This window comes from Pseudocitrobacter sp. RIT415 (assembly GCF_003057695.2).
Lineage (GTDB): Bacteria > Pseudomonadota > Gammaproteobacteria > Enterobacterales > Enterobacteriaceae > Pseudocitrobacter > Pseudocitrobacter faecalis.
This window is the reverse complement of the sequence record NZ_QBJC02000012.1, coordinates 115,653-133,960: the sequence shown is the minus strand read 5'-3', so window position 1 is coordinate 133,960 and position 18,308 is coordinate 115,653. Positions and strand designations below refer to the sequence as shown.

At 54.8% G+C, this 18,308-nt stretch carries 17 protein-coding genes and 1 tRNA gene; 11 read left to right on the top strand and 7 right to left on the bottom strand.

Annotation, left to right across the window (positions count from 1 at the left end; genetic code table 11):
- Positions 1 to 423: 423 nt before the first annotated feature.
- The 4 genes from DBY68_RS13785 to DBY68_RS13770 form a co-directional block, all read right to left on the bottom strand.
- A tRNA-Pro gene (locus tag DBY68_RS13785) sits at positions 424 to 500 on the bottom strand.
- 91 nt (positions 501 to 591) lie between these two features.
- Positions 592 to 2,283 carry a kdo(2)-lipid A phosphoethanolamine 7''-transferase gene (eptB, locus tag DBY68_RS13780; protein WP_108476446.1) on the bottom strand — a complete coding sequence of 564 codons (1,692 nt, stop codon included), beginning with the start codon at positions 2,281 to 2,283 and terminating at the stop codon, positions 592 to 594.
- A 255-nt stretch (positions 2,284 to 2,538) separates the two neighbouring features.
- Positions 2,539 to 3,744, bottom strand: a complete 1,206-nt coding sequence (locus DBY68_RS13775; RefSeq protein WP_108476447.1) for an MFS transporter — start codon at positions 3,742 to 3,744, stop codon at positions 2,539 to 2,541.
- Positions 3,745 to 3,920: 176 nt separating this feature from the next.
- Positions 3,921 to 4,619 carry an autotransporter domain-containing protein gene (locus tag DBY68_RS13770; RefSeq protein WP_108476448.1) on the bottom strand — a complete coding sequence of 233 codons (699 nt, stop codon included), beginning with the start codon at positions 4,617 to 4,619 and terminating at the stop codon, positions 3,921 to 3,923.
- 153 nt (positions 4,620 to 4,772) lie between these two features.
- On the opposite strand from DBY68_RS13770, the gene tag reads away from it, so the two are divergent.
- Together tag and DBY68_RS13760 are read left to right on the top strand one after the other, a co-directional pair.
- Positions 4,773 to 5,354, top strand: coding sequence for a DNA-3-methyladenine glycosylase I (gene tag, locus DBY68_RS13765; RefSeq protein WP_108476449.1), 582 nt, complete (start codon positions 4,773 to 4,775; stop codon positions 5,352 to 5,354).
- Positions 5,332 to 5,772 carry an N-acetyltransferase gene (locus DBY68_RS13760; RefSeq protein WP_108476450.1) on the top strand — a complete coding sequence of 147 codons (441 nt, stop codon included), beginning with the start codon at positions 5,332 to 5,334 and terminating at the stop codon, positions 5,770 to 5,772. Before tag ends, DBY68_RS13760 begins: the two co-directional genes overlap by 23 nt.
- Here DBY68_RS13760 and DBY68_RS13755 read toward each other — a convergent pair.
- Positions 5,741 to 8,074: a molybdopterin guanine dinucleotide-containing S/N-oxide reductase gene (locus DBY68_RS13755; protein WP_108476451.1), complete on the bottom strand. Its 2,334-nt coding sequence runs from the start codon at positions 8,072 to 8,074 to the stop codon at positions 5,741 to 5,743. The genes DBY68_RS13760 and DBY68_RS13755 overlap by 32 nt on opposite strands.
- 167 nt (positions 8,075 to 8,241) lie before the next feature.
- Between DBY68_RS13755 and DBY68_RS13750 the strand changes: the two genes are divergently transcribed.
- The 6 genes from DBY68_RS13750 (at position 8,242) to ghrB (ending at position 14,237) form a co-directional block, all read left to right on the top strand.
- The gene (locus tag DBY68_RS13750; protein WP_108476452.1) at positions 8,242 to 8,904 is read left to right on the top strand and encodes an OmpA family lipoprotein; all 663 of its coding nucleotides are present in this window, start codon (positions 8,242 to 8,244) and stop codon (positions 8,902 to 8,904) included.
- 96 nt (positions 8,905 to 9,000) lie between these two features.
- A complete protein-coding gene (locus DBY68_RS13745; protein WP_108476453.1) occupies positions 9,001 to 10,017 on the top strand; it encodes a LacI family DNA-binding transcriptional regulator in 1,017 nt (338 codons plus the stop codon).
- A 100-nt stretch (positions 10,018 to 10,117) separates the two neighbouring features.
- Positions 10,118 to 10,867 (top strand): xylose isomerase, encoded by a 750-nt coding sequence (locus DBY68_RS13740; RefSeq protein ID WP_108476454.1) that lies wholly within the window; start codon positions 10,118 to 10,120, stop codon positions 10,865 to 10,867.
- Positions 10,868 to 10,870: 3 nt separating this feature from the next.
- Complete coding sequence (locus DBY68_RS13735) at positions 10,871 to 11,809, top strand: sugar kinase (RefSeq protein WP_108476455.1); 939 nt, start codon at positions 10,871 to 10,873, stop codon at positions 11,807 to 11,809.
- A 148-nt stretch (positions 11,810 to 11,957) separates the two neighbouring features.
- On the top strand, positions 11,958 to 13,238 hold the full coding sequence (locus tag DBY68_RS13730) for an MFS transporter (protein WP_108476456.1): 1,281 nt from the start codon (positions 11,958 to 11,960) through the stop codon (positions 13,236 to 13,238).
- Positions 13,239 to 13,259: 21 nt separating this feature from the next.
- The gene (gene ghrB, locus DBY68_RS13725; RefSeq protein WP_108476457.1) at positions 13,260 to 14,237 is read left to right on the top strand and encodes a glyoxylate/hydroxypyruvate reductase GhrB; all 978 of its coding nucleotides are present in this window, start codon (positions 13,260 to 13,262) and stop codon (positions 14,235 to 14,237) included.
- Positions 14,238 to 14,311: 74 nt separating this feature from the next.
- Here the strand turns inward: ghrB and DBY68_RS13720 are convergent, their stop codons facing one another.
- A complete protein-coding gene (locus DBY68_RS13720) occupies positions 14,312 to 15,022 on the bottom strand; it encodes a DUF3053 domain-containing protein (RefSeq protein ID WP_015962550.1) in 711 nt (236 codons plus the stop codon).
- Positions 15,023 to 15,438: 416 nt separating this feature from the next.
- On the opposite strand from DBY68_RS13720, the gene DBY68_RS13715 reads away from it, so the two are divergent.
- The 3 genes from DBY68_RS13715 (at position 15,439) to cspA (ending at position 17,796) form a co-directional block, all read left to right on the top strand.
- Complete coding sequence (locus tag DBY68_RS13715) at positions 15,439 to 16,809, top strand: MFS transporter (RefSeq protein WP_108476458.1); 1,371 nt, start codon at positions 15,439 to 15,441, stop codon at positions 16,807 to 16,809.
- Positions 16,810 to 17,032: 223 nt separating this feature from the next.
- On the top strand, positions 17,033 to 17,314 hold the full coding sequence (locus DBY68_RS13710) for an HTH-type transcriptional regulator (protein ID WP_108476459.1): 282 nt from the start codon (positions 17,033 to 17,035) through the stop codon (positions 17,312 to 17,314).
- 269 nt (positions 17,315 to 17,583) lie between these two features.
- Complete coding sequence (cspA, locus tag DBY68_RS13705) at positions 17,584 to 17,796, top strand: RNA chaperone/antiterminator CspA (RefSeq protein WP_000014594.1); 213 nt, start codon at positions 17,584 to 17,586, stop codon at positions 17,794 to 17,796.
- Positions 17,797 to 17,959: 163 nt separating this feature from the next.
- Here the strand turns inward: cspA and hokA are convergent, their stop codons facing one another.
- Positions 17,960 to 18,112: a type I toxin-antitoxin system toxin HokA gene (gene hokA, locus DBY68_RS13700; protein WP_108476460.1), complete on the bottom strand. Its 153-nt coding sequence runs from the start codon at positions 18,110 to 18,112 to the stop codon at positions 17,960 to 17,962.
- Positions 18,113 to 18,308: the final 196 nt, after the last annotated feature.

Sequence of the window (18,308 nt, the reverse complement as noted above, 5' to 3'; positions counted from 1 at the left end):
ATGTCCCCGAACACCTGTCTACCATGTCCCCGGACCGTACACTCCCACAGGGAGAGGGAGAAAACCAGCGCCAAACGTAAACCTGCGTGAGATCGGTCCCCTCTCCCTCAGGGAGAGAGAAAACCAGCGCTAAACGTAAACCTGCGGGCGATCGGCCCTCTCCCTCAGGGAGAGAGAAAACCAGTGCTAAACGTAAATCTGCGTGAGATCGGTCCCCTCTCCCTCAGGGAGAGGGAGAAAACCAGCGCTAAACGTAAACCTCGTACGATCGGTCCCCCTCTCCTTCAGGGAGAGAGAAAACCAGCGCTAAACGTAAACCTACGTGCGATCGGTTCCCTCTCCTTCAGGGAGAGGGTTAGGGTGAGGGTTGTCTTCAAACACCAGACGCAAAAAAGCCCGCTCAAAGAGCGGGCTTTTCAAATTTGGTCGGTGATAGAGGATTCGAACCTCCGACCCCTTCGTCCCGAACGAAGTGCGCTACCAGGCTGCGCCAATCACCGAATGCGGGGCGCATCTTACTGCTGCGATGCATCCCCGTCAATCCCTTACCTTAAAAAAGCCATTCGTTCGGCGATAAACTCGCCATCGCGGTTAATTGGTGGCTTTCTTGCTGGCATCCGGGATGTGACACCAGTTGTTATTCTCGTTAATCCCGCCGTTTGGCGAGGTGTAACCGAGGCATCCCATAATCGTGTCGTACAGCTCAACATGACGGCGCGGCTGCTTCATATCCGCTTCCTTCTTCAACTGCGCAAACGCCGCAGCATTAGACGGATTCTCCAGATATTTATCCGACATCCACACCATCATCGGCACGCGGAACTGCTCCGGTGGGGCCATATGGCGCGGCGTACCGTGCAGGTGCTCGCGCTCTTCAATCGACTCACCGTGGTCAGAGGCGTAGAACACAATCGCTTTCTTATCGCGCACCTGATCGATAATGGTATCGATAAAGTGATCGACATAGGTGATGGAGTTATCAAACGAGTTAATCATCAGGTCTTTTGGACACTTACGATCGACGGCATAGCACTCCGGCCCCCACTTCGCGAACGCGCGCGGGTAACGCTGGGTGTAGTTGTAGTGCGACCCTTTGGTGTGCAGCACAATCAGGTGTTTACCCTGCGGGTTATCATCCAGCGAGCGCTGAACTTCGCTCGACAGCAGCATGTCATCCACGGCTTTACCGCGGTTGCGCGGCTCTGCGGCGATCTGCTCACGGTAAGCGATATTATCCGCCATCGTATTGGTGTAGAACCACATCTCGCTCTGCATCGCATAGAGGTCAGAACTGAAGCCTAACTGCTTAAGCACCGCAAACACGTTCTGCTCTTTCAGCGTGCGCTGCGGGTTATCTTCCGCCCCGCCCTCACGCACAAACATGCAGCGAAGCGACAGCTTCGTCGCGGTGTCACAGGAGTAACCGCGGTACATCACGAGGTTCTTCTCTTTAGAGAGTTTTGGCGTGGTGTCGCGCTCATAACCCAGCATCCCCATATGATCCCAACGGGTAGTTTCCCCGATGATAAAAATCACGTAGGTATCGTCGAGGTTTTGCGTCGGCGTATAGGTAAATTTCTTCGCCGGGTTCATCAGGGATTTGTTATCTGATGATTCATCTACCTGTGCAAACGCGTAAAGCCCCAGTGCAGAAAGCCAGTTGGACGGCAGATAGGAGTTAGCCAGTACACCGCCGTAGCTCGGCATATCCACACCCGCAATGCGGTCATCGCGTTTCTGGCGCGTATCCAGAAAACGTATCGGCCCCCAGACCATCAGCCCCGCCAGCAGAACCACCAGCACGCTGCGCCAGCGCAGTGCCGGCGTGCGAATCTGACGCCACAGCGTCATGTTGCTGCCGTTGAACCAGATAAGGAACAGCGGAATGGCGCTTATCAGCACCACCGAGACAACCAGCGTCCAGCCAACCACTTCTTTCGACAGATCGATATCCGTCGTCATAACCGACGCGACAATACCGTAGCCAATCATGACGTTCATGGTGGTCATGTAATAACAGGCGCCAGCGGAAATCAGAACCAGCAACGACGCCAGTACCTGCCAGACGCGTCTGCCGAGCAACGACAGAATACGCAGGAGGAAAAAGCAGATCAGAACGGCGGCAACCATTTCAACGATAGCCGCGACGCCTTTCCAGAAAGTGAGTTCCTGAGCGTAACCTTCAAAGCGACGAAGGAACACGGAAGCATTCATAAACAGACCGATGTAAACGGCCAGCAGCCAGCACAGCGTCTGCTGAGACATCGTTTTAATATATCGCATGCAAATAACCCTGAAAAAAGGGAAAAAACAGATCCAGCGCTAAACCATCCAGGTTGGCGCATCAGGCAATTGTGCGGGAGTAATAGAGTCCATTCAGAACGCGCGCGGCTAAGTAGACCACAGTAAGAGGGAAAAGTGGCAATGATGTGCATTTTCGCTACAGATATTTACAAAAAAGCAAGTGTGGAAGTGGACAAATGAGGGATTAAAAACAGCAAAAGAGGAGCCATCGCTCCTCTTTTTTCGGACTAGCAATCAGTGAGCGTGTATCTGGCGCAGCGTTGGCTGGATCGGTTGACGAATCGTCGTGGACAGTGCCAGCGAGATAATCAGCAGAGCGAAGATGACGCAGAAGGTCACGTAGAAGCCGCCGAACAGCGAGGCAATCAACGAACCGCAGATGCTGCCGATACCAAAGCCTAAGTAAATCACACCGTAGTTTTTCGCCAGATTGTTCAGGCCGAAGAACTCACTCACCAGCGATGGGAACACAGTGATGGTGCCACCAAAGTTAAAGGCGACGCAGGCAATTGCCGCGAAGAAAGTGGTCGCGTTGAGCGGAGCGAAGAGCAGCGCAGCCATACCCACCAGCGAAATGACCTGACCGATAGTAATGACACGGATACGGGAGATTTTATCGGACAGGATACCGAGCACCAGACGGCCACTCAGGTTAGCGATTGAGATAATGGTTACCGCATTCGCCGCCGTCGCGATATCCAGATGCACCATGCCCTGGGCAATATCTTTCGCCACGCCAATCACATACAGGCCACTCATGCAGGCCGTCAGGAACATCACCGCCAGCATCCAGTATTGCGGTTTACGCATGGACTGCGCCAGGGTGAAGTCGTTTTCAACCACGCCGTTAACGCTTTTTACTTCCTGCTGCGGCGCATCCGTCATCAGCATCGCGCCAAAGACAATCATCACCAGCACAATCGCGCCCCAAATCATAAAGGTTTTTTCCAGGCCGACGGTTTCCAGCAAGTGGCTGTCGATGAATTTAAAACCGAGGCTACCTAAACCGTAAGAGCCGATGGCAAACGCGGAAATCAGTCCCTTACGTTCCGGGAACCATTTCACGCAGTTGGAGAGCGTCAGCAGATAGCCTGCGCCATCGGCGAGGCCAACCAGCACGCCCGCGCTCAGCCACAGCATCATCAGGCTGTTAGAGTGCGCCGTCAGGAAGAAACCGACGCCAAGTAAAATCCCGGAGGCCATAGTGACGCGTTTTACGCCAAAACGCTCCTGTAATTTCCCGGCCACGGAAGAAGAAAGCGCGAGGCCGAGACTTAATAAACCGAAGGAGAAAGCGACCTGGCTGACCGGCGCATCCAGCTTGCTGGAGAGCGAGCTGTTAAACAGACTCCAGGTGTAAACTGACCCCAGAGCAAACTGGGTAATGATAGTGCCGATAAGCGTCAGCCAGCGAGTATGGTTTTGAGTTGCAGCGTTCATAATGAAGATGCCTTCTTGAATTAACTGCGGCTACGATAACGAAACCCGCGTATTCCATGGGGGAAAAAGGCATGAAGTGCGTCGAGGACGGAATGAAATGCACTGAGAGGGGAATGAATGGCATTGCGTGCAGCTTACGCCCGATGGCGCGGCCAGGCCCGTGCCATCAGACAATGTTAAAAGCGTGCGCTAACGCCCATCGTATAGAGGTAGTTAGAACCCGTGGTCATGTTGTCTGCCTGCGAGAGAGCCGCATACGCAGCAACGTGTTGATTAAGCAACATATCCGCACCCAGCGTGACATCGACCCAATTACCTTCCTGATTGCTACCCGGCATGCGATTAAGGCCAGACTGGGCTTTCCACTGGTTTTCGCCATACTGCTGGTTATAGCTCACCTGCGCCCACGGATGCACGCCCCACCAGGAGCGGGAATCCACGCGCCAGCCCAGCGTACTGATACTAGCATGCCACATAGGATCGGTATAACTGCCAATATCGCCCGCCTCATTAAACACTGCGCCAGGCGTGCCGTCATAACTCCACACGGCCACGGGCCCGGTCGTAATACCTGCCGTCAGCGGCATATTCCAGCCGATGCTCATTGATTTGGTTGCATCCAGCGGCGTCTCGTCCGGCATGGTTATCGCAAGCCCAGGCCCATCGCTGGCGGCCTTGATACGTTCCGCCAGAATATCGTCATAACGCGGTTGGTGATCGCTATCCCATGTATAACGTTCAGCGGTACGACTTTCTGTGTCAGTCACGATATATTCTTGCTGCCAGGCGTGTGCCTTAGCCGCAAATAATAAGTAAAAAAAGACAGGCGCAGTCAAAACGGCTGGTCGAAAGCCAGTGCATTTCTTATCAATCATTTAAGCGACTCCAGAAAAGAGCCGAACCCGGCGATATTGTTATGTTTTTAGGGGGTGTGTATCCCTGTATTAAATATTGTCTTTTTATTTCTGGCGTCAAGCATGATTTGCAGGTTTTATTATCAGGTCAGGGCCATGAAACAGGAGAAGGGTATGCAGCGTTGTGGTTGGGTCAGTCAGGATCCGCTCTATATCGACTATCACGACAAGGAGTGGGGTGTTGCGCAGAGAGACGGGCAGCAGCTGTTTGAAATGATTTGCCTTGAAGGCCAGCAGGCCGGGCTGTCGTGGATAACGGTGCTTAAGAAACGGGAAAACTACCGTCATGCTTTCCACCATTTCGACCCGCGCAAAGTGGCGGCCATGACGGAAGAAGACGTTGAGCGACTGGTGCTGGACGCGGGAATTATCCGCCATCGAGGGAAAATTCAGGCCATTATTGGCAACGCGCGCGCCTGGTTGGCGATGGAAGAAAACGGTGAACCGTTTGTCGATTTCGTCTGGTCATTCGTGGATAACACGCCCGTTGTTACCCAGGCGGCAGAGCTGTCCGGCATTCCCACCTCGACGCCCGCGTCCGACGCCTTATCAAAAGCGCTGAAAAAACGTGGCTTTAAGTTTGTCGGCACCACGATTTGCTACTCCTTCATGCAGGCGTGCGGCCTGGTTAACGATCACGTGACGGGCTGTTTCTGCCATCCCGGAGGCCAGCATGATCCGCAAGTGGACAGCTAAATCCCTCGACCCGGTGCTGACGCTGTGGCTGGAAAGCACCACCTTCGCGCATCCTTTCATTGATGAGCAGTACTGGCATGACAGCCTCGCGCTGGTACGCGACGTTTACCTTCCAGCGGCACAAACCTGGGTGTGGGAAGAAAATGACACGCTGCTGGGATTCATCAGCGTAATGGATAACCAGTTTGTCGGTGCGTTGTTCGTGGCCCCGCAGGCATTACATCGCGGTATTGGCAGCGCGCTGCTCAACGAGGTTAAGCAGCGCTATCCGATGTTAAGCCTGGAGGTGTACCAGAAAAATGGCCGCGCGGTGAATTTCTACCATGCGCTCGGCTTTCGCATTGAAGACGGCGCATGGCAGGAGGAGACCAAACATCCCACCTGGATTATGCGTTGGCAGGCGGATCAAACGCCGTAAGCGTAAGCGCCGGGCCGCGGTATTTCTCTACCCACGCCAGCGCCGTATTCCCCGCACAACCATTCCCCAGCTTCGAGCTGGGGAGGTCTTTGGTCAGTACGTTGACCGCACCGTTTTTACAGATGCCTCCGGCCTGAAGGTCAAGATCCGGCCACGCGCCTTCATGCAGGCAAATCACACCAGGCTTAATGCCGTCGCTCACCACCGCGCCCGCCAGTACCTGCCCGCGATGATTCCACACGCGCACCAGATCACCATCCTGAATATTTCGTGCACGCGCATCCTGCGGATGCAGGGTAAGCGGTTCCCGCCCCGCGACCGCATACCGCTCGCGAAGGGAGGTGTGGTTGAGCTGGCTGTGCAGACGATGGGCCGGATGCGCGGAAAGCAACTGCAACTGCTGTGGCTCGGCATTGCCGTGCCATTCGTCCGGCACCAGCCACATTGGATGCGGCGGGCAATCGGCATAATTAAAGCTGGCGATGCGCTCGGAATAAATCTCGATTTTCCCGCTCGGCGTTTTCAACGGATTAGCCTGCGGATCGGCGCGGAAGGCCGCGAAACGCACAAACTGACCGTTTTGTTCGCTGGTCGGCATTTCGATAAGCTGATTCGCCTGCCAGAACTCCGCAAACGGCGGCAGCGTCACCTGCTGGCTGGCGCCCCGTTCTGAGGCGATCTGATAAAACGTTTCCAGCCATTGCAGGTCGCTTTTGCCTTCGGTAAAACGCTCGCGCCCGCCCGTTTCCCAGCGCTCGCTCAGCTCAGCGAATACCTCAAAATCATCGCGCGCTTCACCCTGCGGCATCACCACGCGCTTCATTGGCACCAGGTGTTGATTACTGTAATCACCGGTCATGGTGAGATCGTTGCGCTCGAAGGATGTGGTGGCAGGCAGCACGATATCCGCATGACGCGCCGCCGCCGTCCAGTTGCACTCGGAAATCACCACCAGTTCCGGGCGCTGCCAGGCGCGAATTAAGCGGTTGGTGTCCTGATGATGCGTAAAGTTGGCCCCACCCGCCCACCAGACGAAACGGATATCCGGGAAGTGCCTGTCCATGCCGTTGTGTTGATACGGTGCGCCAGAGTTTTCCAGTGCCTCGACAATTCGCGCGACGGGGATTTTATCGACCGCATCCGCTCCGCCTTTTACCGCGCCCTGCATCGACGCCAGCACCGCGGCGCGTCGCGTCGGGTTGCCGCCGTTGGCGAAGTGATAGGAGAGGCCAAAACCCCCGCCCGGCCTACCGATTTGACCGAGCATGGCGGCGAGCGTCACCACCATCCAGTGCTTTTGTTCGCCAAACTGCTGACGCTGCATGCCCCAGCCCGCCATTAACATGGTGGTGTTTTCGTGGAAAAGTTTCGCCAGTTCACGGATTTTAGCTGCACTGACACCACAAATGGCTGATGCCCATTCAGCCGTTTTCGGCTGACCGTCACTGTTGCCCAGCAGATACGCTTCAAACCGGGCATAACCGGTCGTACAACGCTGCAGGAATTCCACATCATGCCAGTCGTTTTCCACCAGCGTATGGGCAATGCCGAGCATCATCGCCACGTCCGTCCCCATATGCGGCGCGATCCACTCCATCGTCTCACCAAAGAAATCGACCGTCTCCGATCGCATCGGATCGATGCAGATCAGGCGTTTGCCGCTGTTGCGCAGTTGTTCAAAGTAAGGGATGCCTTGCTCATCCGAAGCGTTCCAGGCAATTTTCAGCGTATTCAGCGGGTTGGCGCTCCACAGCACCACCACGTCCGTATGCTCCAGCACCAGCGGCCAGCTGGTTTGCTGCTGATACACTTCGTTGCCGCCAACCACGTGCGGCATGATGGCTTGCGCCGCGCCGGTCGAGTAATCCCCGAGATGCCCGGTATAACCGCCCGCCAGGCTCATATAACGCTGTAACAGCGTCGCCGCTTTGTGAAGGACGCCATTGGAGCGCCAGCCGTAGGAACCCGCAAAAATCGAGGACGGGCCATACGTCTCGCGAATACGTTTGTGCTGCGCATGAATGAGATCCAGCGCCTCGTTCCAGCTTACCCGCACGAATTCATCCTGCCCACGCACACCCTGCGGCGACGCTGGTGAGGCCAGATAGCCTTTGCGCACCATTGGGTAACGCACTCGCGTTTTACTGTGCACCTGATCGCGCACTGCGCTTTGCAAAGAGTTCACAAACGTGGTTTTAAGCGCCCCGCGCGAGGAAAAAACGGTTTCACCGTCGGTTTCGACGAGCATGGGCCCCCAGTGGGCGGCAGTTAAGATCGTGTGCGTTTTCGCTGTATTAGCCAAAGCGTGCTCCTGAGCGTTCGATGCAGGTGTTGTGGCGATAGATTAACCATCACTCATTATTTTTTACATAAATCGGAGTTATAGAGGGAATTTTCCGCTTCTTTCCACGTCATAATTAACCGTCACGGTCGCCGTGGCAAAGAATAAAAAAGGATTAAGGAACTGAGATGAAAAAAAGCGTACTGATGATTGCTGCCGTAGTGAGCGGAGCTCTGGCAGTTTCTGGCTGCACCACTAACCCTTACACCGGTGAGCGCGAAGCGGGCAAATCCGGCATTGGCGCCGGTATCGGCTCTCTGGTTGGTGCCGGTGTTGGCGCACTCTCTTCGTCGAAGAAAGATCGCGGCAAAGGCGCGTTGATTGGTGCGGCAGCGGGTGCGGCTCTTGGCGGCGGCGTCGGTTACTACATGGACGTGCAGGAAGCTAAACTGCGCGACAAAATGCAGGGAACGGGCGTGAGTGTGACGCGAAATGGCGACAACATTGTGTTAAACATGCCGAACAATGTCACCTTCGACAGCAGCAGTGCGACGCTGAAACCGGCGGGCGCGAATACCCTGACCGGCGTCGCGATGGTGCTGAAAGAGTATGAAAAAACCGCGGTGAACGTGGTCGGTTACACCGACAGCACCGGCGGGCAGGATCTGAACATGCGCCTGTCTCAGCAGCGTGCGGATTCCGTCGCCAGCTCGCTGATTACGCAGGGCGTGGCGGCAACGCGCATCCGCACCAGCGGGATGGGCCCGGCGAATCCAATTGCCAGCAACAGCACCGAAGCGGGCAAAGCGCAGAACCGTCGCGTTGAAATCACGTTAAGCCCTCTCCAGTAATACTCCGGCCCGGTAACACCTCGTTTACCGGGCAAATCACTTGCTTAGCCAGATTTTCGCGCTAAGGTGTTCTCACTTTGCAAAGAGAGGCTCCCTATGGCGAAATCAACACGCCCGACAATCAGCGACGTCGCAAAAGCAGCGAAAACCGGTAAAACCAGCATCTCCCGTTATCTTAACGGTGAGAAGCATCTGCTTTCCGATGCGCTTCTGGCGCGTATTGAAAACGCCATCGCCGAACTCGATTATCGCCCCAGCCTGATGGCGCGCAGCCTGAAGCGTGGCCGCACCCGCCTGATTGGTCTGATTATCGCCGATATCACCAACCCCTACTCGGTTAACGTGTTAAGCGGTATTGAGGCCGCCTGCCGCGAGAAAGGGTTCACTCCGCTGGTGTGTAACACCAATAACGAGGTTGATCAGGAGCAGCATTATCTCGACCTGCTGCGCAGTTATCAGGTGGAAGGGATTGTGGTCAATGCCGTCGGGATGCGCGAAGAGGCGCTCAATCGCCTGCAACAATCCTCACTGCCGATGGTTCTGATTGACCGTAAAATTCCCGATTTCGCCTGCGATGTGGTGGGGCTCGATAATACCCAGGCAGCAACAACCGCCACCGAACATCTCATTGACCAGGGTTTCGAAGCCCTGCTGTTTCTCAGCGAACCGCTGGGCACCGTCAACACCCGCCGCGAACGTCTGGCGGCGTTTAATGCCACACTGGCGCGCTACCCAGGCGTGCTGGCCGAAAATGCGGAAGTGCCATTGGCTGAGAATGCGCTGCTGGATAACACCCTGCGCCAGTTTCACACCCGCTATCGCGGCATGCGCAAAGCGATTATCTCCGCTAACGGCGCGCTCACGTTACAGGTTGCCCGCTCGCTCAAACGCATCGGTTTGAACTGGGGCAGCGATATTGGACTGCTGGGTTTCGATGAACTGGAATGGGCAGAACTGGCAGGCGTCGGCATCACCACCCTCAAACAGCCCACCTGGCAGATTGGTTTTGCGGCGGTCGAACAGGTCGTGCGCCGCATCGAAGGCGGCAGCACCGCCATCCATGAACAGGTTTTCTCTGGTGAACTGATTATCAGAGGATCAACCTCCCGTTAACGATCCTTCGTGATGACGATCATAAATTCAACATCCTGAGCTTTTCTTTGGAACCGGTTCCATCTAGCGTATTAACTATACGATGACGCTGGAGTTCCCCATGAAAAGACAAATTATCGTGGTTACTGCTGCTTACGGACATGACCAGGTCCGCGCCGCGGGTGGCCAGGCGGCGATGCTGCCGATAATCGCGAAAGCCGGGGCGGACGGTGTTGAAATCCGCCGCGAGATGTTTAATGACGCCGAGCTAAACGCCCTGCCAGAACTGGCATGCGCGATTGAAGCGCAGAAATTACTGGCCTGCTATTCCGCCCCTGAACCGCTGTTTCTTGCCGATGGCACGCTTAACCCACACCTTCCCGCCCTGCTCGAAGAAGCTCGCACGCTGAACGCCCTGTGGCTGAAAGTCTCCCTCGGCCATTTCGAGCGCAAAGCGCCGCTCGAAACCCTGCGTACCTGGCTGGAGGTCAGCGGCATGGCGCTGGTGGTAGAAAACGACCAGACCGAATGCGGCCAGTTGCCGCCGATGCAGCGCTTCAAAGCCGCCTGCCGTGTACTCAACCTACCCGTACGCCTGACCTTTGATATGGGTAACTGGCTGTGGGTTGGAAACTGCCCGCAGGAAGCTGCCCAGCAGCTGGCGCCTTCGGTGTGCTACATCCACGTTAAAGCGGCGACACCACATCATGACAGCTTCCGCGCCGTACCACCTGACCCCATTAATACCGACTGGCTGGACGTACTGCGCGCCCTGCCCGCCGATGCGCCGCGTGGAATTGAGTTTCCGCTGGAAGGCAACGACCTGACCGCAGTAACCCGTCGCTATGTCGAACTGTTACGCGAGGATTAAGCAATGAATAAGCAACTGGATGTCATCACCATCGGTGAAGCCATGGCGATGTTTGTGGCAACACAAACGGGCGATCTCAGTGAGGTGGAGCAGTTTATCAAACGTGTCGCCGGGGCTGAGCTCAACGTGGCAACCGGGCTGGCGCGTCTGGGCCTGAATGTCGGCTGGGTCAGCCGCGTCGGGAACGACAGCTTCGGCCAGTTTGTCATCAATAGTCTGAAAAAAGAGGGAATTGATGCGACGGGCGTTACCTGTGATGCGCGTTTCGCAACCGGCTTTCAGGTGAAATCTAAAGTTGAAAATGGAACCGATCCCATCGTGGAGTATTTCCGTAAAAACTCAGCGGCCAGCCATCTTTCGCTTGAGGACTTCAACGATAACTATTTCGCCAGCGCACGCCATCTACACTTAAGCGGCGTGGCAGCAGCGCTTTCTGACTCGTCCTACGCCCTGCTCGACCATACGGCCCAAACGATGAAAGCCCAGGGCAAAACCATTTCATTCGATCCGAACCTGCGCCCGGTGCTGTGGAAAAACGAGGCGGAGATGGTGGAAAAACTTAATCACCTGGCGTTCCAGGCCGATTGGGTTTTACCCGGTTTGAAGGAGGGCATGATTCTGACCGGCGAACAAACGCCGGAAGCCATCGCCGATTTCTATCTGGCTCGCGGTGTAAAAGCGGTGGTGCTGAAAACTGGGGCGGACGGCGCCTGGTATAAAACCGCAGATGGAGAAAAAGGCTGCGTCGCGCCGGTGAAAGTCGACAAGGTGGTCGATACGGTGGGCGCGGGCGATGGCTTCGCCGTCGGGGTAATCAGCGCCCTGCTGGAAGGACGCTCGTTGCATGATGCGGTAACCCGCGGGAATAAGATTGGCGCACTGGCCATTCAGGTTCAGGGCGACAGCGAAGGATTACCGACGCGTGAGGCGTTGGAGGTGTAGTGCATTTCCCTCTCCCTCAAGAGAGAGGGGACAGATTGTGCAGATTATTGGTTTTCCCCCTCTCCCAGTGGGAGAGGGCCGGGGTGAGGGCTCCCGCGCGCACCTTTCCCGAATAACACTCTGACCCTACAACTACAGAGGCAGGACTATGAATAGCTCAACCAATGCAGCCAAACGCTGGTGGTACATCATGCCAATCGTGTTTATCACGTACAGCCTGGCGTACCTCGACCGCGCAAACTTCAGCTTCGCTTCCGCCGCAGGCATTAACGAAGATTTAGGCATCACTAAAGGGATCTCCTCCCTGCTGGGCGCCCTCTTCTTCCTCGGCTACTTCTTCTTTCAGATCCCCGGCGCGATGTATGCGGAACGCCGCAGCGTGCGCAAACTGATTTTCGTCTGCCTGATCCTGTGGGGAGCCTGTGCCTCACTCACCGGGATGGTCAATAATATTCCAATGCTTGCCGCCATTCGCTTTATCCTCGGCGTCGTGGAGGCAGCGGTAATGCCCGCAATGCTGATTTACATCAGCAACTGGTTCACCAAATCCGAACGTTCGCGCGCCAATACTTTCCTGATCCTCGGTAACCCGGTGACGGTGCTGTGGATGTCGGTGGTTTCGGGCTACCTGATTCAGGCGCTCGGCTGGCGTGAAATGTTTATTATTGAAGGCTTCCCGGCCATCATCTGGGCATTCTGCTGGTGGGTGCTGGTAAAAGATAAACCGGCGCAGGTAGGCTGGTTGTCTGAATCCGAAAAAACGGCCTTGCAGACCGAGCTCGATAAAGAGCAGCAGGGCATTAAAGCCGTGCGTAACTACGGCGAAGCGTTCCGTTCACGCAACGTGATTCTGCTGTGCATGCAGTATTTCGCCTGGAGCATCGGCGTGTACGGTTTCGTACTGTGGCTGCCGTCGATTATTCGCAGCGGTGGCGCAAACCTTGGGATGGTAGAAGTGGGCTGGCTCTCTTCGGTGCCGTATCTGGCCGCCACAACCGCGATGATTCTGGTCTCCTGGGCTTCCGATAAAATGCAGAACCGTAAACTGTTTGTCTGGCCGCTGTTGCTGATTGCCGGTTTCGCCTTCATCGGTTCCTGGGCGGTGGGTGCCAACCACTTCTGGATCTCCTATACCCTGCTGGTTGTCGCCGGTGCTGCGATGTACGCGCCGTATGGCCCGTTCTTCGCCATCATCCCGGAAATGCTGCCGCGCAACGTCGCAGGCGGTGCGATGGCATTAATCAACAGTATGGGCGCACTGGGCTCATTCTTTGGCTCCTGGTTCGTCGGCTACCTTAACGGCGCGACCGGTTCGCCGTCTGCCTCTTACATTTTCATGGGGGTGGCGCTTTTCGCCTCGGTATGGCTTACTTTGATTGTTAAGCCTGCTAAGAATCAACAACTTCCCGTTGGCGCACGCCACGCTTAAATCACACTTACGGAGAGTCGCATGAAGCCGTCCATTATTCTCTACAAGGCACTGCCTGACGATCTACTGCATCGCCTGGAAGCCCACTTTACCGTTACGCAGGTGCCAAACCTGCGCCCGGAAACCGTCCAACAGCACGCAGAGGTGTTTGCTAACGCGGTCGGCCTGCTGGGCTCCAGCGAAGCCGTTAACGAAGCGCTGCTGGAGAAAATGCCGAAGCTGCGCGCGACCTCGACCGTCTCCGTAGGATATGACAACTTTGATGTTGAAGCCCTGAACGCGCGTAACATTCTGCTGATGCATACGCCAACCGTTCTGACGGAAACCGTCGCCGATACGGTGATGGCGCTGGTGCTCAGCACCGCGCGTCGGGTGGTGGAAGTCGCCGACCGTGTAAAAGCGGGCGAGTGGAAAAAAAGCATCGGGCCGGATTGGTTCGGTACCGATGTGCACCATAAAACGCTGGGCATTGTAGGGATGGGGCGCATCGGCATGGCGCTGGCTCAGCGCGCACACTGCGGATTCGGCATGCCGATTCTGTATAACGCGCGCCGCCAGCATCCGCAGGCCGAAGAGCGTTTCAGCGCGCGTTATTGTGACCTCGACACGCTGTTGCAGGAATCCGATTTCGTGTGTCTGATCCTGCCGCTCACCGACGAAACGCATCATCTTTTCGGTAAAGAACAGTTCGCGAAAATGAAATCCTCCGCCATCTTTATTAACGCGGGCCGTGGCCCGGTAGTGGACGAGGAAGCGCTGATTGCCGCGCTGCAGGCGGGTGAAATCCACGCTGCCGGGCTGGATGTATTCGAGAAGGAACCGCTGCCGGTCAGCTCACCGCTGCTGACGCTTCCAAACGTTGTTGCGCTGCCGCATATCGGTTCTGCCACTCATGAGACGCGCTTCAATATGGCGGCCTGCGCGGTGGATAACTTGATAGAGGCGTTGCAGGGGAAGGTTGAGAAGAACTGCGTTAATCCGCAGGTAATAGGGAAATAAATCGAATAAGGCGGGGATTACCCGCCTTATTTTGTCGGATGGCGGTCTAAATTAAAACGCCATCTAACATGCCGTTACTTCGTCGCTTCAACCGCTGCGTTCCAGGCCTGAGTAAATGCCTGATGCTGGGAAGCCAGTGGGCCAATCAGCGAGTTATACTGACTCGCCTGCTGTGAGGTCGGGAACTGAATACCGTTCGCCACGAAGCTCACCTGCTCGCCCTGCTGCGCGACAAAATCCCCGACCTGAACCAGCTGCTGCGTGAAGATTTGCGCCGCCGGGATCAACGGCTGCATTGCATTTGCAGGCGCCGTCACCACTTTGCTGTATACCTGGTCAAAGACCGGCTTCAGGTCATCCGCCTGTTTCAGCGCCGCATGTGCCGCATCGGCCTGCATCTTCGCATTTTCCAGTTGTTGGCTCAGCACGCCCAGCGAACCGTTCGCCTGACGCAGCGGCTCGCGCTGAGTCATATAATCCTGCGGTACGCGAATGGCGTTAACGCTATCGACAACCGGGCGCAGACCCGCATCCATCGCCTGGCTCACCTGCTGCGAATAGCCGTAAATGACGGCGTAATCGGAGACAAAAGGACCAAACTGTTTTTTCTGGTCAGCGGTCAGCGTTGGCAGACGTTCACCCCCACGCATCACTGTATTTTGCAGGAAATCGACAAACGCTTTGCGCTGGTCGCCTTCTTTATCAAAACACCCACTCAGGCTAACAACCATCAATAACGCCGCAACAGGCGCAAACCAGCGAGAGCAGGACTTTCCTGTCGCCATTTTATTACTCCTTCAGCCAAAAAAAGCGCAAACAGGCACCCGCGTGCCCGACGCTGACAAGGATAGTCCAGCAGCGCGTTGCAGGATACCTTTTCCTGACAAAGTTATGGCAGGAAATTGCCGTGTGGAAAGGGATAAAACATGGATGTTAATACATTGTTGCACGCATCACATTTATGACCACAACCTTTACGCGAAAAATCATGATTAATCTATTGTTTTAAAATGATTTTAAACTCAGCGTGCGATTACCTCCCCCTGAGCAGTACGATAATCGCACACTTCCTGATTTCCCCTGCATTGTCGCCGCAAACGTAAAGTGTTTTGATGAATTGAACGATTACCGGAAATAGGTTCGATAATCGCACAACTTCATGGGGGAGAACGCCTCTCCCGCTGTTTTCAGGAACTGCCACATGACGAAAACAACCACGGATATTCAGGCTTTTATCAACGATCATCCCTTTTCTAAATACCAGTGGATGATCCTCGCATTATGCTTTGTTACCGTCGCCATGGACGGTTTCGATACCGCAATTATTGGCTTTATCGCTTCTGACCTGGTGCAGGAATGGGGTGTGCAGAAAGCGGATCTCGGGCCGGTGATGAGCGCCGCGCTGGTGGGGCTGGCGGTGGGTGCATTAACGGCAGGCCCGATGGCGGATCGCATTGGCCGTAAGAAAGTGTTGGTGCTATCGATTCTTGTTTTTGGCGGTTTTAGTCTGGTTACCGCCTTTGCCACCAACCTCACCCAGCTTACGCTACTGCGTTTCCTGACCGGGCTGGGGCTGGGTGCGGCAATGCCCAATGCCGCCACCCTGATGAGTGAATATGCGCCGGAGCGTCGTCGCGCACTGCTGGTGAATCTGATGTTTGTGGGCTTCCCGATCGGCTCGTCAATGGGCGGGTTTATCTCAGCGTGGCTTATTCCCCACTACGGCTGGCAGAGCGTACTGATCCTCGGCGGCGTCATGCCGCTGGCGCTGGCGGTGCTGCTGATTTTCCTGCTGCCGGAATCTGCACGTTATATGGTGGTCAAAAACCAGCCTCAGCACAAAATCGCCACCATCCTCAAGCGTATCGCCCCGGTGGCGGATAACGCGAGTTTTGTCTTGCAGGAAGCCGGGCAGGTAAAAGAGAAATCGGCGCTGGGGGTGATTTTCTCGCCTCGCTATGCCGTCGGCACGGTGATGCTGTGTCTGACCTACTTTATGGGCCTGCTGATTTTCTATTTACTGACCAGTTGGCTGCCGCTGTTAATCCGCGAAACCGGCGCTTCGTTGAGCCAGGCATCCATTATCACCGCCCTCTTCCCCTTAGGCGGTGGTATTGGCGTGCTCATCCTGGGTGCACTGATGGACAAACTCAACCCGAATAAGGTGGTGGCGGTAGGCTACGTACTGACCGGCGTCTTTGTCTGTCTGGTGGGTTTCTCAACCAACAGCCTGGTGCTGATGGGCGTGATGGTCTTTATTGCCGGTACCATCATGAACGGCGCGCAATCCTCGATGCCGGCTCTCGCGGCGGGTTTCTACCCGACACAAGGGCGTGCAACGGGCGTGGCGTGGATGTTGGGTCTGGGCCGTTTCGGCGGCATTTTGGGCGCATTCAGCGGGGCATTCCTGATGCAGGCGGAACTCTCCTTCCAGACCATTTTCACGCTGCTGGCGGTTCCTGCCCTGGTGTCTGCTCTGGCGCTGCTGGTAAAACACCTGGTCAGCCAGCGGCAGACGCTGAAGCGCGAAGCGGAAACACCTGCATTAAACAACAATACGCAGAAAGCCTGAGTTAGCGAGCCGACGGCTCAGCCGTCGGTTTTAGCGATTTTTTACAAAAATATACCTGGCGGCGCTAGCCTTGATTTATGTGCAATTTTTGCGCTATTTGCGCTGTGTGGAAAACAATCCTACGAATAATCACTTACGCAACCAACTTTTGTTCGGATTTCCCGACTATTCTTAACAGGCTGTACCTATTCACGATCACGCTGTGTGTATATAGGAGTTATCAATGGAAGAAAAAGATCCAACATTTGAACTGCTGAGCAGTCTGGAACAGATTGTCTTCAAAGATGCATCATCAGTGATTACCCTGACACCTAAGCCCTCCATCTTTACCGAGTTCGAAGAGCTTCGCAAAAGCACCGGTTTGCAGATGACAGAGTTTGCTAAAGCAATGGGCGTAAGTGTTTCCACGGTACAGGAATGGGAGTCCAGAAGGCTGAAGCCTTCAGTTACCGAACTTAAATTGCTACGTCTGATTCAGGCTGACCAACAAATTGTTAACAGCTAACCACCTGAAAAACAGATGTTTATTAATTATTTAACGGCCCTTTTTCAGGGCCGTTTTATGTTTTTATCAGATAACGTTTGCGTTTAGGGGCAGAAGTATGCGTTAATAGCTTCACGGTTTGACGCACAGACCACAAAGCAGTTGAGTAAAGCAGTTCCCTTCAAGGTTATCCATTGGTACCCCTCGTAGCGACATTTCCTTTACGCTTTAAATTCTGTAAAGCATGCCATATTGCCGTAAGGCTCACTTAATTTATAAAGGTAATTTCTATGTCCGGTAAAATGACTGGTATCGTAAAATGGTTCAACGCTGATAAAGGTTTCGGCTTCATCACTCCTGACGATGGTTCTAAAGACGTGTTCGTACACTTCTCTGCTATCCAGAACGATGGTTACAAATCTCTGGACGAAGGTCAGAAAGTGTCCTTCACCATCGAAAGCGGCGCTAAAGGCCCGGCAGCTGGCAACGTAACTTCCCTGTAAGTTCAAGCCACTCAGTATTCGAATCCCTGCCCTCGGGCGGGGATTTTTTTTGCCTGTGATATAGCGTCGAAGCGTTAAGATATATTTGCAGCATAAATAAAAGGGTGCATTGAAAATGCATCGCACCGTAAGAATGGCGGAGATTTCTCCCCGCCAGATACTCTTACTTTTTATTGCCACAGGCTAAAAATGCCGCCAGCTCGTTATTTCCCTGTTTGATATGCAATTCACACAGTGAATCTCTCACCATCCAGGTAAATAATAAAAGTGTGAAACAAACCACGACCAAGCCAAATAATACATATTTTTGCGGCATTCCCAGCCTCCGGTGTTGATTTCCAACAAGCAAGAGGCTACCTTTATGGTGTTGATGCATAGAGGGGCCTCACTTTGATTTATAGTCAGGTGGGGCTTTTCTCTGTCTGCCTTTCAGTGATACCTGAGACAAACAGTCTCAAGCACCCGCTTTTATTCTAGCAAACAAGGTCATTGCAAAAGAATTAATGCAATCC

Bases quoted from the DNA above. Each gene is read 5' to 3' on its own strand.
- eptB (WP_108476446.1), bottom strand. From the start codon at position 2,283: ATGCGATATATTAAAACGATGTCTCAGCAGACGCTGTGCTGGCTGCTG.
- DBY68_RS13775 (WP_108476447.1), bottom strand. From the start codon at position 3,744: ATGAACGCTGCAACTCAAAACCATACTCGCTGGCTGACGCTTATCGGC.
- DBY68_RS13770 (WP_108476448.1), bottom strand. From the start codon at position 4,619: ATGATTGATAAGAAATGCACTGGCTTTCGACCAGCCGTTTTGACTGCG.
- tag (WP_108476449.1), top strand. From the start codon at position 4,773: ATGCAGCGTTGTGGTTGGGTCAGTCAGGATCCGCTCTATATCGACTAT.
- DBY68_RS13760 (WP_108476450.1), top strand. From the start codon at position 5,332: ATGATCCGCAAGTGGACAGCTAAATCCCTCGACCCGGTGCTGACGCTG.
- DBY68_RS13750 (WP_108476452.1), top strand. From the start codon at position 8,242: ATGAAAAAAAGCGTACTGATGATTGCTGCCGTAGTGAGCGGAGCTCTG.
- DBY68_RS13745 (WP_108476453.1), top strand. From the start codon at position 9,001: ATGGCGAAATCAACACGCCCGACAATCAGCGACGTCGCAAAAGCAGCG.
- DBY68_RS13740 (WP_108476454.1), top strand. From the start codon at position 10,118: ATGAAAAGACAAATTATCGTGGTTACTGCTGCTTACGGACATGACCAG.
- DBY68_RS13735 (WP_108476455.1), top strand. From the start codon at position 10,871: ATGAATAAGCAACTGGATGTCATCACCATCGGTGAAGCCATGGCGATG.
- DBY68_RS13730 (WP_108476456.1), top strand. From the start codon at position 11,958: ATGAATAGCTCAACCAATGCAGCCAAACGCTGGTGGTACATCATGCCA.
- ghrB (WP_108476457.1), top strand. From the start codon at position 13,260: ATGAAGCCGTCCATTATTCTCTACAAGGCACTGCCTGACGATCTACTG.
- DBY68_RS13720 (WP_015962550.1), bottom strand. From the start codon at position 15,022: ATGGCGACAGGAAAGTCCTGCTCTCGCTGGTTTGCGCCTGTTGCGGCG.
- DBY68_RS13715 (WP_108476458.1), top strand. From the start codon at position 15,439: ATGACGAAAACAACCACGGATATTCAGGCTTTTATCAACGATCATCCC.
- DBY68_RS13710 (WP_108476459.1), top strand. From the start codon at position 17,033: ATGGAAGAAAAAGATCCAACATTTGAACTGCTGAGCAGTCTGGAACAG.
- cspA (WP_000014594.1), top strand. From the start codon at position 17,584: ATGTCCGGTAAAATGACTGGTATCGTAAAATGGTTCAACGCTGATAAA.
- hokA (WP_108476460.1), bottom strand. From the start codon at position 18,112: ATGCCGCAAAAATATGTATTATTTGGCTTGGTCGTGGTTTGTTTCACA.